The sequence below is a fragment of the Kandleria vitulina DSM 20405 genome, assembly GCF_000702065.1.
GTDB classification, from domain to species: domain Bacteria; phylum Bacillota_I; class Bacilli_A; order Erysipelotrichales; family Coprobacillaceae; genus Kandleria; species Kandleria vitulina.
The window spans coordinates 1-16,367 of record NZ_JNKN01000016.1; the positions used below are offsets into that span (position 1 = coordinate 1).

Consider the following 16,367-nt stretch of genomic DNA (forward strand, 5'->3'; position numbering starts at 1 on the left):
ACCGAGCAGGATGCACCTCAGAAGCTTCATTGCATCATGCCCATGCAATCTGCGACTGCTGAGATCAACATACTTTCCAATGTTCATCCTTTCCGTAATCTCAATGACAGTACGTGCAATATCGTCACTAGGCACATCATTCTCAAAATTAATGTTAAAATCCAGTAGCGCATAGGTCTGAAATGCGCTATAATTTTTTTGGTATAATGTTGTGGTTTTCATAATTACATTATACCAAAAAATGCGTCGGAATTATCCGGCGCATTTTATTTTTGAAAACTAATCCAGATTATCTATCCGGGTCAGCCCCTTTATTTATTGTATCACTTTTAACGCTCTAAGCTGTTTTTCAAATTCACGAATTGCCTTGTTTTCATCATATCCATCAGCTGTGATTGTGATATCAGCTTTATTTGGAATTCCCAATGATACAACCCCCATAAAAGATTTAAAATTTACAGTTCTCCCTCCATATGAGATGGAGATATCGCTGTTGAAGTCACCAGCAAATTTGATTAATTTCTCAACCAAACCTGCATATAGACCATCGGGGTGAATAATTCTATAAGTAACTGCTTTTGACATACAACGACCTCCTTTTCAATATTTATATTATATCAAAAGGAAATCGTTAAGTAAATTTTCATTATATGAAAATTTACTATTTTTTTCTTTTTCTTCTATTTTTCTTGTGAAATCCTTCTTCAGGTCCTCTAAAAGGAATAGAAGATCCTAAATCATAAGCATCATATCCTAATTTTACAAGCTTCTTAGCAGCAGTATATGATGTACCTTTTCTTAGTGCATAGACATAATACTTTAAATCTTTATCAAGCATTTTCTTTGCTTCATCTTCAATGATGCGTAGTGGAAAACATTGTGCACCTACAGGATGACATTCATCAAATGTAACCTGTTCATCAACACATAATAAAATGATGCTTGTATCCTCTTCAAATTCTTTGTATGCCTCATTAATCTCCTTGCTTTTAATGATATCTTTCTTGCCAAATAACATAGTTTCACCTCTTTATATGTATTTTAACATTGAGTAGAATATACGTCAAAATAGTGTTGCATTCAATTTACGTTTATGCTATTATAAACAAGTACTTGAGATAGGGGCTTGGTTCAATGGTAGAGCATCGGTCTCCAAAACCGTTGATGCGGGTTCGATTCCTGCAGCCCCTGCCAGTCTAATTATTACTCTAGCGTATGCTAGAGTTTTTTTATAAGTAAAGAATGTGGAAACATTATTGGGGAAGATGAGAAAACATGTCACTTTTGTGGCTGTCCAGTAAAGAAAGATTGGTTTGGATCGAAAAGAAATAAGCTTATTATTTAATGGTGCTTGTACTTTTTGTAGGGGCAGCAGTAGGAATTGGAAAAAGAGAATAGAAGCACAAAAAATTGCGGCCTATATCAATTAAGATATTCATTGTTAATGAGAAACATTTGTGGTATATTAACCATGGCGTTAAACCTTATGTAAACGCTATTTACTATAGGTGGCTATTTTGCATTTTGTTTATAAATTGTTTCTTTGTATAAGAAACAGAAGACGGACTTTGAATCCGTCTTTTTTTCTTTTTGTCATGATGCTATAATGAACGAAATAAGGAGGTAAGCATGAATAAAATCTTTTGTTTTGACATAGATGGAACTCTTCGAGATAATGTCAATCATGAAGTTTCCTCTTCTACAAAGCTAGCGTTGGATACCTTAAAAGAAATGGGATATAAGTTGATTATTTCAACAGGTAGAGCCTATGATTCATTAAAGCGTACGAAGATCAATGAACTCATTGATTGGGATGGGTTTGTATTAAATAATGGACAACTTCTCCTTGATCATAATGAAAATGTGATTGAAGAGAAAGCTTTCGATCCTTCAACTGTTATTGAGGTAATCAAAAGAGCGGATGAGCTTAATTATGCGGTCACTTTAAAGAAAGAAAAGAGAACGATTACCAAGGAACCTGATGAATATGTTAAAACAACACAAGCCTATTTTAATAATGTCATTGGACCAGTAGAAAAATATGATGGACATGAAGATGTATGGGCTATGATTATTTATGGACCAATGGGATATGATTATGCACCATTCCTTGATATTGAAGGATGTAATGTGCTCCCTGGAATGAGTTGTTATGCGGATGTCAGCATCAAGGGGGTATCAAAAGCAAAAGGATGCCAGTATTTTGTGGATCATTTTCAATCAGAAGGATATGTTGCATTTGGAGATTCTCAAAATGATCTTGAGATGTTCAAGTACGCAGATATTTCAATATGTATGGGCAATGGCGATGAGCAGGCAAAGAAACGCGCTGACTATATTACAGATGATATTAACAATGATGGGATATTGCACGCCCTTCAACATTTTAATTGGATTAAGGAGTAGATTATGACTAAAGAAGAAGCAATGAAAAGCGGTAGAGAACTTGATGTCTACCTAGATAGTGAAATGGCTGATGAAAAGACAGGAGCTTTGGATGATTTATGGCAGTCCATCTATGATGTTGTTCAGCTTTGTACTGGTGGCATTATGGAATCTGATCCAAGGGAAATTGAAGCTGCGCTTCAATGGCTGAAAGAAGTACAGCCACTTACAAAAGACTATAAAACATTATCTTTAGACTTCGATAATTAAACAATTTTAATTTTCATGACTATTATTTTACTTTTTGTTCTAGAAGTATTTACATGACAAAAGAAAAGAACTATAATATGGCTGTAGTGAGATTTGCACGAATCATAATAATAATGTGTATCACTGCAGATATAGATCTTTAGGTGAGGGATCTATATTTATTATGGGGCAGGATTTTCTAGATTGAGATGAATGGTGGACATCTGTTTCTAGGAAATCCATTTTTTTTGCATTTTTGGTCAAAAAATAGTCAAAAACACTTGGAGATATGTGACGGGAATGTTATACTTTAAGTGAAAAAGGAGGTGTGATTATGAATCCTAGAAAAATGACGCGAAAGAAAATTATTATGATAATTACAGCGTTTTCTATCGCATTATCTTGCTTTGGAACTTCAATTAAATTCCTTGAAGGTAAAGTAAGATACGTAAAAGCTCTTCGCATTTCACAAGGTAGCAGATACAACTTCAAGATAACTGGTTTAAAGAAGAAACAAAAGAAAAAACTTTCATATTCAAGTTCTTCTTCACGCATTGCACATGTTACAAAGAAGGGAAATCTTACTGCTTCACGTGTAGGAAAGGTCAAGATTATCGGTAAGGTCGGTAAAAAGAAATATGTCACTTCGGTAGCTGTTATTGCTAAAGCTACAACAGTAAAAAAACAGATCAGATTTACCAACCAGGTTGTGAGCAGTGGCCGTGATATTAAGATTAATGCTAATTCAGCAGTGGATGCCTATAAGCAGATTGGTAAAGCAATGGCCAATCGCTATACGCGAATTGAAGTTCATGCACCAGGATTTGGTACATCAATCAATGGTGCTAAGATGAGAGAAAGCTTATTTGATCCTAAAGCAAATTATGTATCAGATTATGATTATCTTTCATATAATGCATGCAGCTATGCTATTAGCACGAATAAGCTTATTCTGACATTTACATATCGCACATCCTACAATAATGAAGTAGCACTTACAAATAAAATTCGTTCTGCACTATCATCTATGTCCGGTAGTGGGGAAACAAAAATTAAAAAGATTCATGATTATATCGTAAACAATACAGAATATGTATCAGGTGGCTATTCAGCCTACAATGCCTTGATTGATGGTGGAGCTGTCTGTCAGGGATATGCAATGCTGTTCTACAAGATGTGTGAGATGGCAGGTATTAACTGTCGTGTCATGACTGGTACAGCATACGGAAGTTCTGGAGCTGGAAACCATGCATGGAACTATGTCAATGGTAAATACATTGATGTAACTTGGGATGATACAACACGTTCTACAAATTATTATCTAAGCAGATCTCCACTTAAGAATCACTACTTAGATCATCGTTCAAGTCTTGTTGTATAAAAAGAAGAGGATTCACAGTAATTGTGAATTCTCTTTTAATATTATGAGTATAATCCAGATCATAAGAATAAAGGGAATACCGTATTTAAAGCTATTATGCTTTGTCTTATGATGGAAAACATGCATACCAAGAAGGGCACCTAAACCACCACCGATGATAGCTAATAAAAATAGCGTATTCTCACGAATACGCCATTTGTGATGTACGGCTTTATATTTATCAATACCAAATGTGATAAAAGCAATGATATTGATAAGTATTATGAATTCTTTTTCCATTCCTTGTTAGCCATCCCTTTTGAAACAAAGAGACAGATCACTAGTACAAGACCAGCGATATCGGCTGATTTAAGGCTTAACATCGTAATGATTGATGCTGCGATAATACCGCCAATAGTGATCATGAATGGTCTTTTAGAAATGGATGTAGACTCATAGAATTTATATTGATAACGAAGCTGCATAATGCTGAAGATTAGACATACAAGAGCAACAGCGCTATCGATATAGAAATTGACAAAGTAACGTTTGCTGAAATAGGCCTTGATAAAAAGTAGAACAATATAATATCCCATAGTTGAAGAGACAAGGGATATCATATATTTATTTTGTTCCTGTTCACCTAGTGCAACATTAACTTGATGCTGATGACTTCTTACTTCGTGTCTTTTAGGTCTTTTAGTAGCCATTATTTTGTAATCTTGATATTGTGACTATCAATTTCTTCAATATGAGAGTTATAAAGTTCAGTCATAACCTGAATCATGTAGTATGTATCTTTAATACCAGCAGTTTCATATGAAGAATGCATAGCAAGCTGTGGAAGACCGATATCTACTGAATTTAATGAGATATGAGACTGAGAGATATTACCTAATGTAGAACCACCGTTCTTATCACTTCTGTTAGCGAAGAACTGTACTGGTACATTTGCTTTTTTAGCAAAATCTTTAAAGATAGCAATAGAAACACCATCACTGCAGTATTTCTGTCCAGCATGTGATTTGATGACAACCCCTTCATTCATATAGACACAATTGTTTACATCTGTATGTTCAGGATGGTTTGGATGAACAGCATGAGCATTATCAGCAGAAAGCATGAAACTTGATGCGATAGCTCTATGTAGATCTTCATCATTAAATCCTAATGCAGCATTTAATCTTGATAATGTATCAGCTAAGAAAGTAGAATCAGCACCCTGTTTAGTTAATGAACCAACTTCTTCATTATCAAAGATAGCCATAACATTAATAGATCGATCATTTCCACCAGCAAGTAAAGCTTCCATAGCACTAAATGAACACTGTAGATCATCAAGATGACCAGCAGAAATGAATTCATTATTAGCACCCCAGATAGAAGCAGGCTGTCTGTTGTATAAGAATAAGTCGCTACCAAGAATAGCTTCTTCTTCAACGTTTAATTCTTTCGCAATCAATGCCTTAAAATCACCAGGTTTTGAATCTTTACCACCAAATAATGGCAATAGGTCAACCTGTCTATTATATTTATAGCCATCATTGACTGATCTGTTCATATGGATAGCTACATTAGGAATCATAAGTAGATCTCTATCAATATTGATTAAACGAGTTACAAACTGATCTCCCTGTTTTACAAGTACACGACCAGCAACACTTAAAGGTCTATCGAACCAAGTGTTATCGATCATTCCACCGTATCCTTCAGTATTTAATTTGAGATACTGGTTGTTTACCTGAATATCACAGTTTTCCTTGATCTTATATGTAGGAGAATCACTGTGAGCTGCAATGATATTGTATGAATAGTTATCAAGCTGATTACCGATGTTAAAAGCAATGATACTTGAGTTGTTTCTTGTTACAAAATACTTTTTCCCTTTTTCAAGCTGCCATGAAGAACCTTCGTTAAGTTCTACATAGTCATTTTCAAGAAGTCTGTTTCTGATGTTATCAACAGCATGAAATGCGGTTGGAGACTTCTGAAGAAATTGTAATAATTTTTCTGATACTTCTCTATACATGAAAGTATTCCTCCTTCAAATTGAATTATAAACAATAATATCCTTTTGGTAAACCCAAAAGGATATTAACGCATTATGCTTCTTTTTTCTGTTCTAATTTAGCGATTGCAGGCATGATTAACCCTAAAGCTAATAATACTAATGGAGTAGCGATCTTTAAGATCATAGTAAATTTATCAGTATCATACATACCTAAAATATCGCAGGCAGCAGTAACAGCGAAACACCAGATACCAGCTACTTTAGCTACAAACTGGTTCTTGAATGCACGATATTCTGCAGGGAATTTTTTGTAGTTGACAGCAGTTCTTAAAGCAATATAAGCTGCGAATACCCATAAGTAACGCATTGTCATGGCAACTGAGTTAAGTTTAGTTAACTGAGTTAATACCGCATCTGCACCAGGAACAAATGACTGGATTAAGATGATTGAACCAGCTAATACAACGATTAACCAGATACCGTTGATATAAGAACCATATTTGTTTTTCTTTAATAAACCACTTGGGATGAACTGTCTTGCATTTTCATTATCTAACAACATTCTTAATGGTGCATCAATACTTAATACTAAAGTAGAGAACTGACCAATTGTATTACATACGGCATAGATAATCATTAATAAATCACCCATATGATAGTACTGTCCTAATTTCTGGAATGCCCAGTATGCTCCATTGGCATTGTAAGCATCAAAGTTCTTTACAATTTCCTTTGGATCAAACATTAATCCCATTGCAACAGTACCAAGGATAGCGCAGATCATAACCATAATAGCTAAAGCAATCATACCCTTAGGGAATCCTCTTTCAGGATCTTCTACTTTATTAACATATGGAGAGATCTTTTCACATCCACCAACTGCGAATACTAAGATTGAAAGACTTGTAAAATACTGAACGTTGAACTGGGGAACTAAGTTCTTCCAGCTAAAGTCTAATGAGACGAAATGTGCATGTGGATTGATTGCTGGTGCAGCGAACATCATGATGATGTATAAGATTGACATGACGAACATAGAAGAACCAGCGATAGCTGTTAAGCTCTTTAATGGAGTTAAACCTCTAGAAGCAACCCAGCAGAAGAATAAGAATACTACAAGTGTAGCTAACTGAATCTGAAGAGTTGAGAATGATGCAAATTTTTCTGCATTTCTAAAGATTACCCAGCTTAATGCTTTTAACCCACCGCTTCCTTTAGAAGCAATGTAAGTAATGTGACATGCCCAATAAGTAAATCCTGCATAGTAGGCTAATTTAGGACCCATAGTTTCATGAATCCATGAGCTGACTCCTCCGCCAGCGTTTTTGAATGCTGAACCAAGTTCACCAACCATAAGTGCGTATGGTACGAAATAAAGAGCGAACATTAAAATCCAGCTGAAGATAACCTGAATACCATTGAAGTAAATGAATCCGTTTAATACGTTACCAAAACCCCAAACAGTAGAGAATGCCATGAAGGCCAGGTTATGCCATTTGATTTTTTTGCTATTATCCATAGAATTCCTCCGTTAAAATTAAGCGACATTTTATAGAATTGTTCCCCTTATTCTTAATAAAATGAGGCGCCGGTAAGTAATTATATCACTTTCGATAAATTAGTCATCAAAAACTTTGCTATTTTGGGTGTTTTTTTCAATTTTATATGCAAAAACACTATTTTTAACATCAATATTAATATTATTCCTTAAAATTTTTACTAAAAAATATAAAAAGAGCAATCAAAAAACGGAACTGATTGCTCTTGCAGTCTGTGCTTGCTGCTCATTGTAGCTGATGCTTGCCTTGTGGTCTCCTTTTTGAAAACCATAGTTTCCAAACTGACTATGGTTGCCACCTTGAATGACAATTTCTTTTGTGCTCTGAGGAAGGTTGTGATGATACTTTTTATATGATTTACGATTAAGCACCTGATCTTGACTTCCATATAAAGAGAGACATTTCATATGATTAGGAAGCTTGCTAGTGGAATAGCTTGCTAATAGAAATAAGCCCTCAAAATCTTTATGACTAGAAAGGTATCGCGCAGCCATGGCTCCACCAAGTGAGTGTCCACCCAAATACCATCGTTTAATTTTAGGATTATCTTTTTTGATATCGTTAGCTCTATTGAGCCCAAACATCGCAAGATGCAGGGGCATTTTTGCAAGCATGACAGCGTATCCTTCTTTTGCAAGCAGTCGCATTAAAGGGGCGTAGGATCTTTCATCGACTTTGCCTCCAGGATAAAAAATGATGCCTGCTTTCACATCTTTCCCTTTAAAAAGAAAATAGCTATCACGATTATATACTTTAATCACATTATCACTTCTTATTGCCTCTAAGGCATTGTGGTTTGGCTTATAGTAGTCAGAAACATAGATGCCAAATCCGATTGCTATCATCATGAAAAAAGCAACAAGGGTGATAAGAATTTTCTTTAATAATTTTTTCATAAACCCTCTCACTTGATAATTAAGGCATTTTCAGATTGTTTAGCTTCATATAGGGCATCATCACAAGTATCAATAAGATTAGCGACAATATCATTACGATATGCGCCCCCAATACTGACAGTAAGCTTTAAATCAGGATATTGCGTATTTGTATAAGCCTGTACAATATTGTGAATATCCTTTAATCTTTCAATAAATGCAAGTTCATCTAAGTGATAGAAAACAAGCATGAAATCATTGGTACCATAGCGAATGCCAACATCATCTGGACCAAGTCTAATACGAATAACCTGTGAAATAAATGCTATCGTCTCATCGCCCACAAGACGACCGTATTTCTTATTGATCGAACGCAAGTGATCAATATTCAAAAAAGCAAGCCCGGTACATGGGTACTTCTTTACCTGCTCATGATAATAGCGTCTATTATATAGACCAGTCTCATAATTTGTATAGCGGGCAACACTATTAGGACCATCGTCTATAACCTGATGCTTTACCTTCTCGTTAATCTTGTACCCAAATTCCAATAAACGCGGTTCACCATCAATGAGCACATGTTTTCTACATACAAAATAAGAAACGTGATCTTTAACTTCAATAGAAGATACTTCGTGCTCAATATTGTCCTTATCGAAGATATCTTCTTTAAGAATAGTGTAGTCAAAGACTTCATTCATTTTGTCGAGAAAAGCTTGTGTAATAACATAGTTCTCCATAAATATCATCCTTTAATTCTAATATAACTGTATTTTATCGATTTTATGACGTAAATTCAATCTCAAGAATAAAACGAGACGATTTTTATTGCTAAGTGTATTTTGCATTACAATACGTAATGAAGTATAATATTTTAAGAATAAAAGGAGATTAGGCATGCAAATCAAGAAGATTAAGATCTATACGAATATTGAAAAAATGAATACGGATAATAATCCTCAACTTGAAGTTGAACAGAAACTCACTTTGACAAGCGATGGGAAAGTACAGTTTTTCTCAAGTCTCTATGGTCATGGATATGGACATTATAAAAAAGGACGTAAGGTTGAAACAAATGTAGATGCAGCCATCATGAAAGAATTATTTGATGAAATAGAACATACATTTGCTGATCAGGCGACCTACAATATCATTCCTGGCTTTGGGATGTGGGAACTGACAGTTGTAGAGAAGAATAATAGAAACCATCATTATTATGGTGCTACAAGTGGTGTATACAATGCGCTCACTTCATTTATTGCGCATCGTCTTCCTATTGAGCACTTAATGACATTTGGAGAATAATCAATGTTTATAAATCAATACAGAATAGATAAGGATACATTTAAGGAGTACGCCTACAAGATTGTCTGTCGCCCTTTCTATATAAGAGGAGGATTGCTAGATCTATTTGCGATTGTTATGTGCATTATTGGCATTATGCATGGACATTACATCATTGCCGCAATAGAAGGCATTGCAGCGCTGTTATTATTAATAAGCATCATTTACTCTCCTTATCTTGTAAATGCTCATTTATCTACAGGAGAAGAAGTGTCCATTCATTTCAGTGAATATATCGAAGTCATAAAAAATAATGAGAAGATGAGTGTGGAATATCGTCAGATTCAAAAAATCATCCCTTTAAAGAACGGTATTATTCTTTCATTAGGTGAAGGGAAAATCATACTAGTAAAAAGAGATGCCTTTGTTAAAGGGGATTATGAACAATTTGAAACATTTATTTATAATCAAATCAAATAAAGCTGTTTTTCATCACAGCTTTTTTTTCATATTATATCAATATGATGTGAAAGTTACTTTTTCATGGTATTATATTAATAATAGGATGTGAGAATATGGATATTGAAACATTAAGAAAAGAGGTTACACAAGGGAATATGCAGGCGTTGTTTTCGCTTGCACAGAAGTATTGGCAAGGAGAAGGCGTAAAAAAGAGCAAGAAGAAAGCACTTGAATTATGGAATGAGGGCGCTTTAAAAGGTGATGGTGTATGTGCTTTTCATCTAGGAACGCTCTATGAGAAAGGTCTGATTGTCAAGAAGGACTATAATCAGGCAAGATATTATTACTTGATTGCCTATCGAAATCATCATAAAGAAGGAACACTAAGACTCGCTTATTTCTATGAACATGGATTAGGATTATATAAAGATATAGAGAAAGCGAAAGAATTGTATTGTGAAGTAGAAGAATGGAGTGAAAAGTGATGAATACATCCTTGAATGAATTAAAATCCTTTGTAAATAAGAGTACCGAAAAGCTTAAAGATGAAGCTAAAGAATATATGAATGAACTGCAGGATAAAAACAAGCTATCCTTATTAAGAACACATCGACAGCAGGCTTTATTGAAGCTGTTTGATCCAACTCATACAGTGGCAAACTTGCGAGTAGATGTCGATCATCAGTTATTAAGCTTTAGCATTCATAGTGATATTAAAAATGAAGGACATCGTAAGCGTATCTATGCCTTTGAAGATCTTTTAGGCTATGAGCTTAGAAGAGATGGAGAACTGATCATGGTGGGAGGTTTTCAGGAAGCAACTGAGAAGAATGCCTTATGTACGTATTTTCCCCATGATGATGTAAAAAGGCTTGATCTTAAAATATTTTTTAATGACATGGATCTACCAGAAATAGATATTATCTATATTGATCATATTGTAACAATTGATGATGAAAGCTATGTTAAAGCACTCTCTTTAGCTAAAATCACCATTGAAGCCATGGATGTTATTTTAAGAAATAATGAGAAGAAAAAGATACTAAAAGCGTTGAGAGATGTCGATTAGGACATCTCTTTTTTATAAAGAAAAGAGGAAGAAACATGAGAAGAATTGGAATATTGACATCCGGTGGTGACGCCCCAGGAATGAATGCGGCGATTAGAGCTGCTATTCGTACGGCCTTAAAGAACGATCTGGAGATCTATGGTATTGAAGATGGCTACTTAGGACTAGTTCAAGGAAAAATATTTCCTTTACGTTATAAGGATGCCTCAGAAATATTAACAAAAGGAGGAACTTTCTTAGGTTCTTCACGTTATCCTGAATTCAAGGAAGATGCTATTCAAGAAAAAGCCGTTGAACAGCTTAGAAAAAGAGGTATTGAAGGATTAGTTGTGATCGGAGGGGATGGAAGCTACCGTGGAGCTCAGGCTTTAATGAAAAAAGGCGTTCTTTGTGTGGGAATACCTGCTACCATTGATAATGATGTAAAAGGAACAGATAAGACAATTGGATTCTCTACTGCTCTCAATACCATCTGTGAATCAGTCAATAAGCTAAGAGACACATCTAGTTCTCATCATCGCTGTTTTATTGTGGAAGTAATGGGAAACAAGTGTGGCAAGCTAGCATTGTGGAGTGCGATAACCTGCGGTGCTGAAATATTGATCAATAGGGAAATTGGTTTTAATGAGCATCAGGTGATGGCTGAACTTGCAGTACATGATCAATTTCGCAAGAAGCGTCATGCTTTGATTATTGCAAGCGAGAAGCTGCTGGATATAGAAGCGCTCGCAAAAAAGATTTCATTAGAAACAAGTTTTTCTGGTCGTGCAATCTCTTTAGGACATATTCAGCGAGGAGGAAGTCCGACTCCTGAAGATCGCCTTCTTGGTTCCATGATGGGAAGAGAAGCCGTAGAAGTATTGATGAAAAATGAAAACAATAAGTGCATCTGTGTAAAAAATGATCAGATTCTCGCAAGAGATATCGATGAAGCACTTAATGAAAAAGATGATAGCTATGCACAAATGTATGCATTATTTAGGGATATGGTCTAATGTTAAGATTGTGTAAAATATCCGTAACATGCTAATAATTTATTGAGATTACAGAATCAGTTTTGATATACTGTAAAAGTAGAATAAAAAAAGGATAGGATTAATAGTATGGATATAGTCAATATCATTAATCTTGCAGGCGGCTTAGGACTCTTCCTTTTTGGGATGAGATATATGAGCGATGGAATCAACCAGGTTGCTGGTACATCTCTCAAGCGTCTGCTTGAAAAACTCACAAATAATCGCTTTAAAGGATTCTTGTTAGGACTTCTCGTAACAACAATTATCCAGTCATCATCAGCTACGACAGTAATGCTGATGGGGTTCTTGAACGCAGGAATCATGACATTGCTGCAGGCATCGGCTGTTATTCTTGGCGCTCATATCGGTACAACCATTACCGCTGTCTTGATCGCAATTGACGTATCGGCAATTGCTCCAATCTGTATTTTCATCGGTATTGTTATGATCATGTTCTGTAAAAAGAGCACAAAAAGAAATATCGGACAGATTATTTTAGGTTTTGGTATCTTGTTCTTTGGTCTTAAATACATGAGCGGCGATAGCGCTATGGGTGTATTAAAGACAAGTGCCGCTTTTAAATCATTTATTATGAAAGCCAACAACCCACTTGTGGGACTTCTTGTTGGGGGATTGATGTGTGCGATTCTTCAGTCATCATCAGCTTCTATCGGGGTATTACAGGCGTTAGCTTTACAGGGACTTATGCCAATGAACTTTGCTATTTACCTTATTATTGGGGTAAACGTTGGTAGTGCTATGCCACTATTGCTTTCTTCAATTGGGGCTAAGACAAATGCTAAGCGAGCAGCGTTTATCTACTTTATCTTTGATGTAGTAGGTATGCTGATCTTTACACCTCTTGCTATTTTGACACCATATACATCATTCTTGACAAATCTTTCAGCTAATGGTTCTGTTCAAGTAGCAAGTGGACATATTATCTTTAAGGTTGTTACAGCTATTATCTTATTGCCATTTGTCAAGTATATTGTTAAGTTATCTGAAACAGTCATCAAGAGAAAAGAACATGATTCAGATTTCAGATTCTTATATATCGATCCATTGCATGTAGGCAATACAACATCATCAGTGGCTCAGGTTTCAAGCGAAATTGTAAGAATGGCAGGAATCGTAAGAGAAAATCTAGAGTTATCTATTCAGGCATTCAACAATGGAACATTGGAACATGCACATCTTATTCGTGAAAATGAAGAAAAGATCAACTGGTTAAACTCTAATATTTCTGACTTTGCGATTACCTTGACAGCGCAACCGCTTAGTCCACATAGCTCAGAGTATGTTGGGAAACTGTTCCATGTGTTAATCGACCTTGAACGTATTGGTGATCATGCTATGAATATTCTAGAAAGAACAGAACGTACAATTGAAGATAATCTGGCTTTCTCTGAGTATGGTATGGCAGATGTACGTAAGATCTATGATGTTGTTATCAAGATCTACGATCTTTCTATTGATGCGTTCTTCAAAGAAGATCTTACTGCTAGTCAGAAAACAGAAGTACAGGGACTTATTAAAGAAACTCAGGATATGATCACAAAAGCATTGGATGATCATGTTGTAAGATTACGTAAAGGCATCTGTCATACAGCACAGGGTGTCATCTTCACGAAATTGCTTCAGGATTTAGATCGTACTGGAGATCACTCTTACAATATCGCCAAATTGGCTAAAAAGGATACAGAACTTATTTCACAGTTATAATTACGAAGGATTGCTTAATTTTAAAGCAATCCTTTTTGTTTATCTTGTAATATATCTTTCATATAATAAGGATAAGAGGTGATGGAATGAAGAAGTATATATTCTTTGATATCGATGGGACCTTGACTAGCCTTAAGACAGGCGCGTTTGTTGAGAGTGCCCTTGAGAGTATTCAGCGTCTTCAAGACGAAGGGCACTTTGTCGCTATTGCGACAGGACGCGCCTACTATAAGGCCAAGGATGCGATGAAGCAGGCGGGTATTCATCATATGGTCTGCAATGGTGGAGCAGGGATTGTCATCAATGATGAGCTGGTAGATAATCGACCTTTAGATAAAGAGAAGGCTCTTCTTATTATTAAGGAAGCAAGAAGTAAAGGATACGGTGTCCTTGTAGCCTGTGATGATAGTGTTGATGTCTATATGAAAGATGATCTATTTATAAGACAGGTAGGAGAAAGAAAAGAACCAACAAACTATATTCTTGATGAGAATCTATCTTTTGATGACTTGCCTCATATATATAAGATCTATATTGCGATTAGTGAAGAGGAAGAAAGAAATCTTCAACATTTAGATTTACTTGGACATATGCGCTTTGTTAAAGATTATCTTATGTATCAGCATGATGAGAAGCATCTTGGTATTAAGAGAATGATTCAGCATGTTCATGGCAGCTTGGATGATGTTGTTGTCTTTGGAGATGGAGAAAATGATATAATCATGTTCCAAGATCAGTTTTATAAGATTGCAATGGGGAATGGTTATCCGGATTTATTAAAGAAGGCAGATGAAATTACTGATCCACCTGAAGAAAATGGAATTAAGAATGCCTGTATAAGACATAAATGGATTAAGAATTTCTAAATGGGTAAATAAGATATTTCATATATATATCAAAGACGTAAAATTTTTACACAATAATGGACGGATAAGAAATTTTTTAAACAAATCTAATATTTTATAAGGTAAATAAAAAGGGTTTGTGCTATTATAGTTGTATATTAATTAGGAGGATTATAGAGAAAATGAAGAAATTTAGTTATGTAGTTGATAATCCAATGGGCGTACATGCTCGTCCTGCTGCTTTATTAGCTCAGTTATGCGTTAATTTAAAAAGTGCTGTTGTAGTAGAATGTAATGGGAAAACAGCAAGTGGGAATAACGTATTACAGATTCTTGCTTTAGGCGCTAAGAAAGGTGATACTTTAAACGTTAGTGCTGAAGGTGACGATGAAGAAGCTGCAATTTCACAGATTGAAGAATTATTCAACGGTGAATTTACAGAAAAAGAAGAATATGATGTTCTTAAGGTAGCATTCTTTGGAACAAAGGATTATGACAGAACTTTCTTTAGTGAATTAACTAAGGATAAAGGTCCTGGAACATATAACTGCGATATCAAATATTTCAGCGTACGTTTAACTCCTGAAACTGCTTCTTTAGCAAAAGGTTATGATGCTGTTTGTATCTTCGTAAATGATGAAGCACCAAGACAGGTTGTAGAAGAATTAGCTGCAGGTGGCGTTAAGTTAATCTTATTACGTTGTGCTGGTTTCAACAACGTAGATTTACAGGCTGCAAAAGAATGCAACATCAAGGTTGCTCGTGTTCCAGCATACTCTCCATATGCAGTAGCTGAACATGCTATGGCTATCATCCAGGAAGCAAACAGAAGATTAGGTAAAGCTTATAACAAAGTAAGAGATAACAACTTCGCTTTATCTGGTTTATTAGGTGTAGACTTACATAATAAAGTCTGCGGTGTTATGGGTACTGGTAAAATTGGTCAGTGCTTCGCTAGAATCGCTAAAGGTTACGGTATGACTGTAATTGGTTGGGATGCTTATCCAAATCAGGCTTTAGTAGATGAAGGATTATTAACTTATGTTTCTAAAGACGAATTATTAGAAAAAGCTGATTTAATTTCATTACATGCACCATTAATCATGGGTGAAGGTGGAACTTACCACTTAATCGATGCTGATGCAATCAGCAAAATGAAAGATAACGTTATGCTTGTAAACTCAGCTCGTGGACCATTAATCGATGCAGAAGCATTAATCGCTGCATTAAAACAGGGTAAATTCCACGCTGTAGCATTAGACGTATATGAAGGAGAAGATGCTAACGTTTATACTGATAGATCTGATGAAGCATTACATAGCTCTATCACTGCACGTTTACAGATGTTCCCTAACTTAGTATTAACATCTCATCAGGCATTCTTCACTCGTGAAGCATTACAGGCTATCGCTGTTGTTACTATGGAAAATGCTCGTAACTTCAACGAAGGTAATGATTTAGGTTTTGCTGAATGTAAAGCTCAGTAATCCAAAATATTTTGAACATTAGAGGAAATTCTTATGAATT

The 16,367-nt window shown here is 35.3% G+C and carries 19 protein-coding genes, 1 tRNA gene and 1 pseudogene; 12 read left to right on the top strand and 9 right to left on the bottom strand.

The features are described from left to right. The 3 genes and pseudogenes from T513_RS12490 to T513_RS0105280 all read right to left on the bottom strand — a co-directional run. A pseudogene (locus tag T513_RS12490) lies at positions 1 to 222 on the bottom strand (transposase); the annotation flags it as partial. A 93-nt stretch (positions 223 to 315) separates the two neighbouring features. Next, positions 316 to 585 carry an HPr family phosphocarrier protein gene (locus T513_RS0105275; protein WP_029070867.1) on the bottom strand — a complete coding sequence of 90 codons (270 nt, stop codon included), beginning with the start codon at positions 583 to 585 and terminating at the stop codon, positions 316 to 318. 76 nt (positions 586 to 661) lie between these two features. After that, the gene (locus tag T513_RS0105280) at positions 662 to 1,018 is read right to left on the bottom strand and encodes a rhodanese-like domain-containing protein (protein ID WP_029070866.1); all 357 of its coding nucleotides are present in this window, start codon (positions 1,016 to 1,018) and stop codon (positions 662 to 664) included. A 102-nt stretch (positions 1,019 to 1,120) separates the two neighbouring features. Here T513_RS0105280 and T513_RS0105285 point away from each other — a divergent pair. The 4 genes from T513_RS0105285 (at position 1,121) to T513_RS0105300 (ending at position 4,015) form a co-directional block, all read left to right on the top strand. Beyond that, positions 1,121 to 1,194 (top strand) — tRNA-Trp (locus T513_RS0105285). A 435-nt stretch (positions 1,195 to 1,629) separates the two neighbouring features. Then, positions 1,630 to 2,406: an HAD family hydrolase gene (locus T513_RS0105290; RefSeq protein WP_029070865.1), complete on the top strand. Its 777-nt coding sequence runs from the start codon at positions 1,630 to 1,632 to the stop codon at positions 2,404 to 2,406. 3 nt (positions 2,407 to 2,409) lie between these two features. Further along, complete coding sequence (locus T513_RS0105295) at positions 2,410 to 2,655, top strand: hypothetical protein (RefSeq protein WP_029070864.1); 246 nt, start codon at positions 2,410 to 2,412, stop codon at positions 2,653 to 2,655. Between the two features lie 313 nt (positions 2,656 to 2,968). Continuing rightward, entirely contained in the window at positions 2,969 to 4,015 is a 1,047-nt protein-coding gene (locus tag T513_RS0105300; protein WP_031589281.1) for a transglutaminase domain-containing protein, read from the top strand. A gap of 12 nt (positions 4,016 to 4,027) precedes the next feature. On the opposite strand, the gene T513_RS0105305 is transcribed toward T513_RS0105300, so the two are convergent. From T513_RS0105305 to T513_RS0105330, 6 genes are all read right to left on the bottom strand, one after another. Continuing rightward, positions 4,028 to 4,294 carry a DUF1294 domain-containing protein gene (locus T513_RS0105305; protein WP_031589282.1) on the bottom strand — a complete coding sequence of 89 codons (267 nt, stop codon included), beginning with the start codon at positions 4,292 to 4,294 and terminating at the stop codon, positions 4,028 to 4,030. Next, entirely contained in the window at positions 4,276 to 4,704 is a 429-nt protein-coding gene (locus tag T513_RS0105310) for a hypothetical protein (RefSeq protein ID WP_029070861.1), read from the bottom strand. The genes T513_RS0105305 and T513_RS0105310 overlap by 19 nt, the downstream gene beginning before the upstream one ends. Continuing rightward, on the bottom strand, positions 4,704 to 6,023 hold the full coding sequence (locus T513_RS0105315) for a M18 family aminopeptidase (RefSeq protein WP_029070860.1): 1,320 nt from the start codon (positions 6,021 to 6,023) through the stop codon (positions 4,704 to 4,706). Before T513_RS0105315 ends, T513_RS0105310 begins: the two co-directional genes overlap by 1 nt. 73 nt (positions 6,024 to 6,096) lie before the next feature. After that, positions 6,097 to 7,524, bottom strand: coding sequence for an amino acid permease (locus T513_RS0105320; protein WP_031589284.1), 1,428 nt, complete (start codon positions 7,522 to 7,524; stop codon positions 6,097 to 6,099). Between the two features lie 222 nt (positions 7,525 to 7,746). Then, positions 7,747 to 8,460 (bottom strand): alpha/beta hydrolase, encoded by a 714-nt coding sequence (locus tag T513_RS0105325; RefSeq protein ID WP_031589285.1) that lies wholly within the window; start codon positions 8,458 to 8,460, stop codon positions 7,747 to 7,749. Positions 8,461 to 8,468: 8 nt separating this feature from the next. Beyond that, entirely contained in the window at positions 8,469 to 9,179 is a 711-nt protein-coding gene (locus T513_RS0105330) for a GGDEF domain-containing protein (protein ID WP_031589287.1), read from the bottom strand. A gap of 157 nt (positions 9,180 to 9,336) precedes the next feature. Here T513_RS0105330 and T513_RS0105335 point away from each other — a divergent pair, with 157 nt between their 5' ends. From T513_RS0105335 to T513_RS0105370, 8 genes are all read left to right on the top strand, one after another. Further along, positions 9,337 to 9,744, top strand: a complete 408-nt coding sequence (locus tag T513_RS0105335) for a hypothetical protein (protein WP_029070856.1) — start codon at positions 9,337 to 9,339, stop codon at positions 9,742 to 9,744. Between the two features lie 3 nt (positions 9,745 to 9,747). Continuing rightward, complete coding sequence (locus tag T513_RS0105340; protein WP_031589288.1) at positions 9,748 to 10,203, top strand: YcxB family protein; 456 nt, start codon at positions 9,748 to 9,750, stop codon at positions 10,201 to 10,203. Positions 10,204 to 10,298: 95 nt separating this feature from the next. After that, positions 10,299 to 10,670, top strand: coding sequence for a tetratricopeptide repeat protein (locus T513_RS11720; RefSeq protein ID WP_051551150.1), 372 nt, complete (start codon positions 10,299 to 10,301; stop codon positions 10,668 to 10,670). After that, positions 10,670 to 11,254, top strand: coding sequence for a hypothetical protein (locus tag T513_RS0105350; protein WP_029070854.1), 585 nt, complete (start codon positions 10,670 to 10,672; stop codon positions 11,252 to 11,254). Before T513_RS11720 ends, T513_RS0105350 begins: the two co-directional genes overlap by 1 nt. A 35-nt stretch (positions 11,255 to 11,289) precedes the next feature. Beyond that, on the top strand, positions 11,290 to 12,249 hold the full coding sequence (gene pfkA, locus T513_RS0105355; RefSeq protein WP_031589292.1) for a 6-phosphofructokinase: 960 nt from the start codon (positions 11,290 to 11,292) through the stop codon (positions 12,247 to 12,249). Between the two features lie 108 nt (positions 12,250 to 12,357). Further along, positions 12,358 to 13,995, top strand: a complete 1,638-nt coding sequence (locus T513_RS0105360) for a Na/Pi cotransporter family protein (RefSeq protein ID WP_031589295.1) — start codon at positions 12,358 to 12,360, stop codon at positions 13,993 to 13,995. An 86-nt stretch (positions 13,996 to 14,081) separates the two neighbouring features. Continuing rightward, positions 14,082 to 14,861 carry an HAD-IIB family hydrolase gene (locus tag T513_RS0105365; protein WP_031589296.1) on the top strand — a complete coding sequence of 260 codons (780 nt, stop codon included), beginning with the start codon at positions 14,082 to 14,084 and terminating at the stop codon, positions 14,859 to 14,861. Positions 14,862 to 15,022: 161 nt separating this feature from the next. Further along, positions 15,023 to 16,327, top strand: a complete 1,305-nt coding sequence (locus T513_RS0105370; RefSeq protein ID WP_029070850.1) for a fused HPr family phosphocarrier protein/2-hydroxyacid dehydrogenase — start codon at positions 15,023 to 15,025, stop codon at positions 16,325 to 16,327. The last annotated feature ends 40 nt before the right edge of the window (positions 16,328 to 16,367 follow it).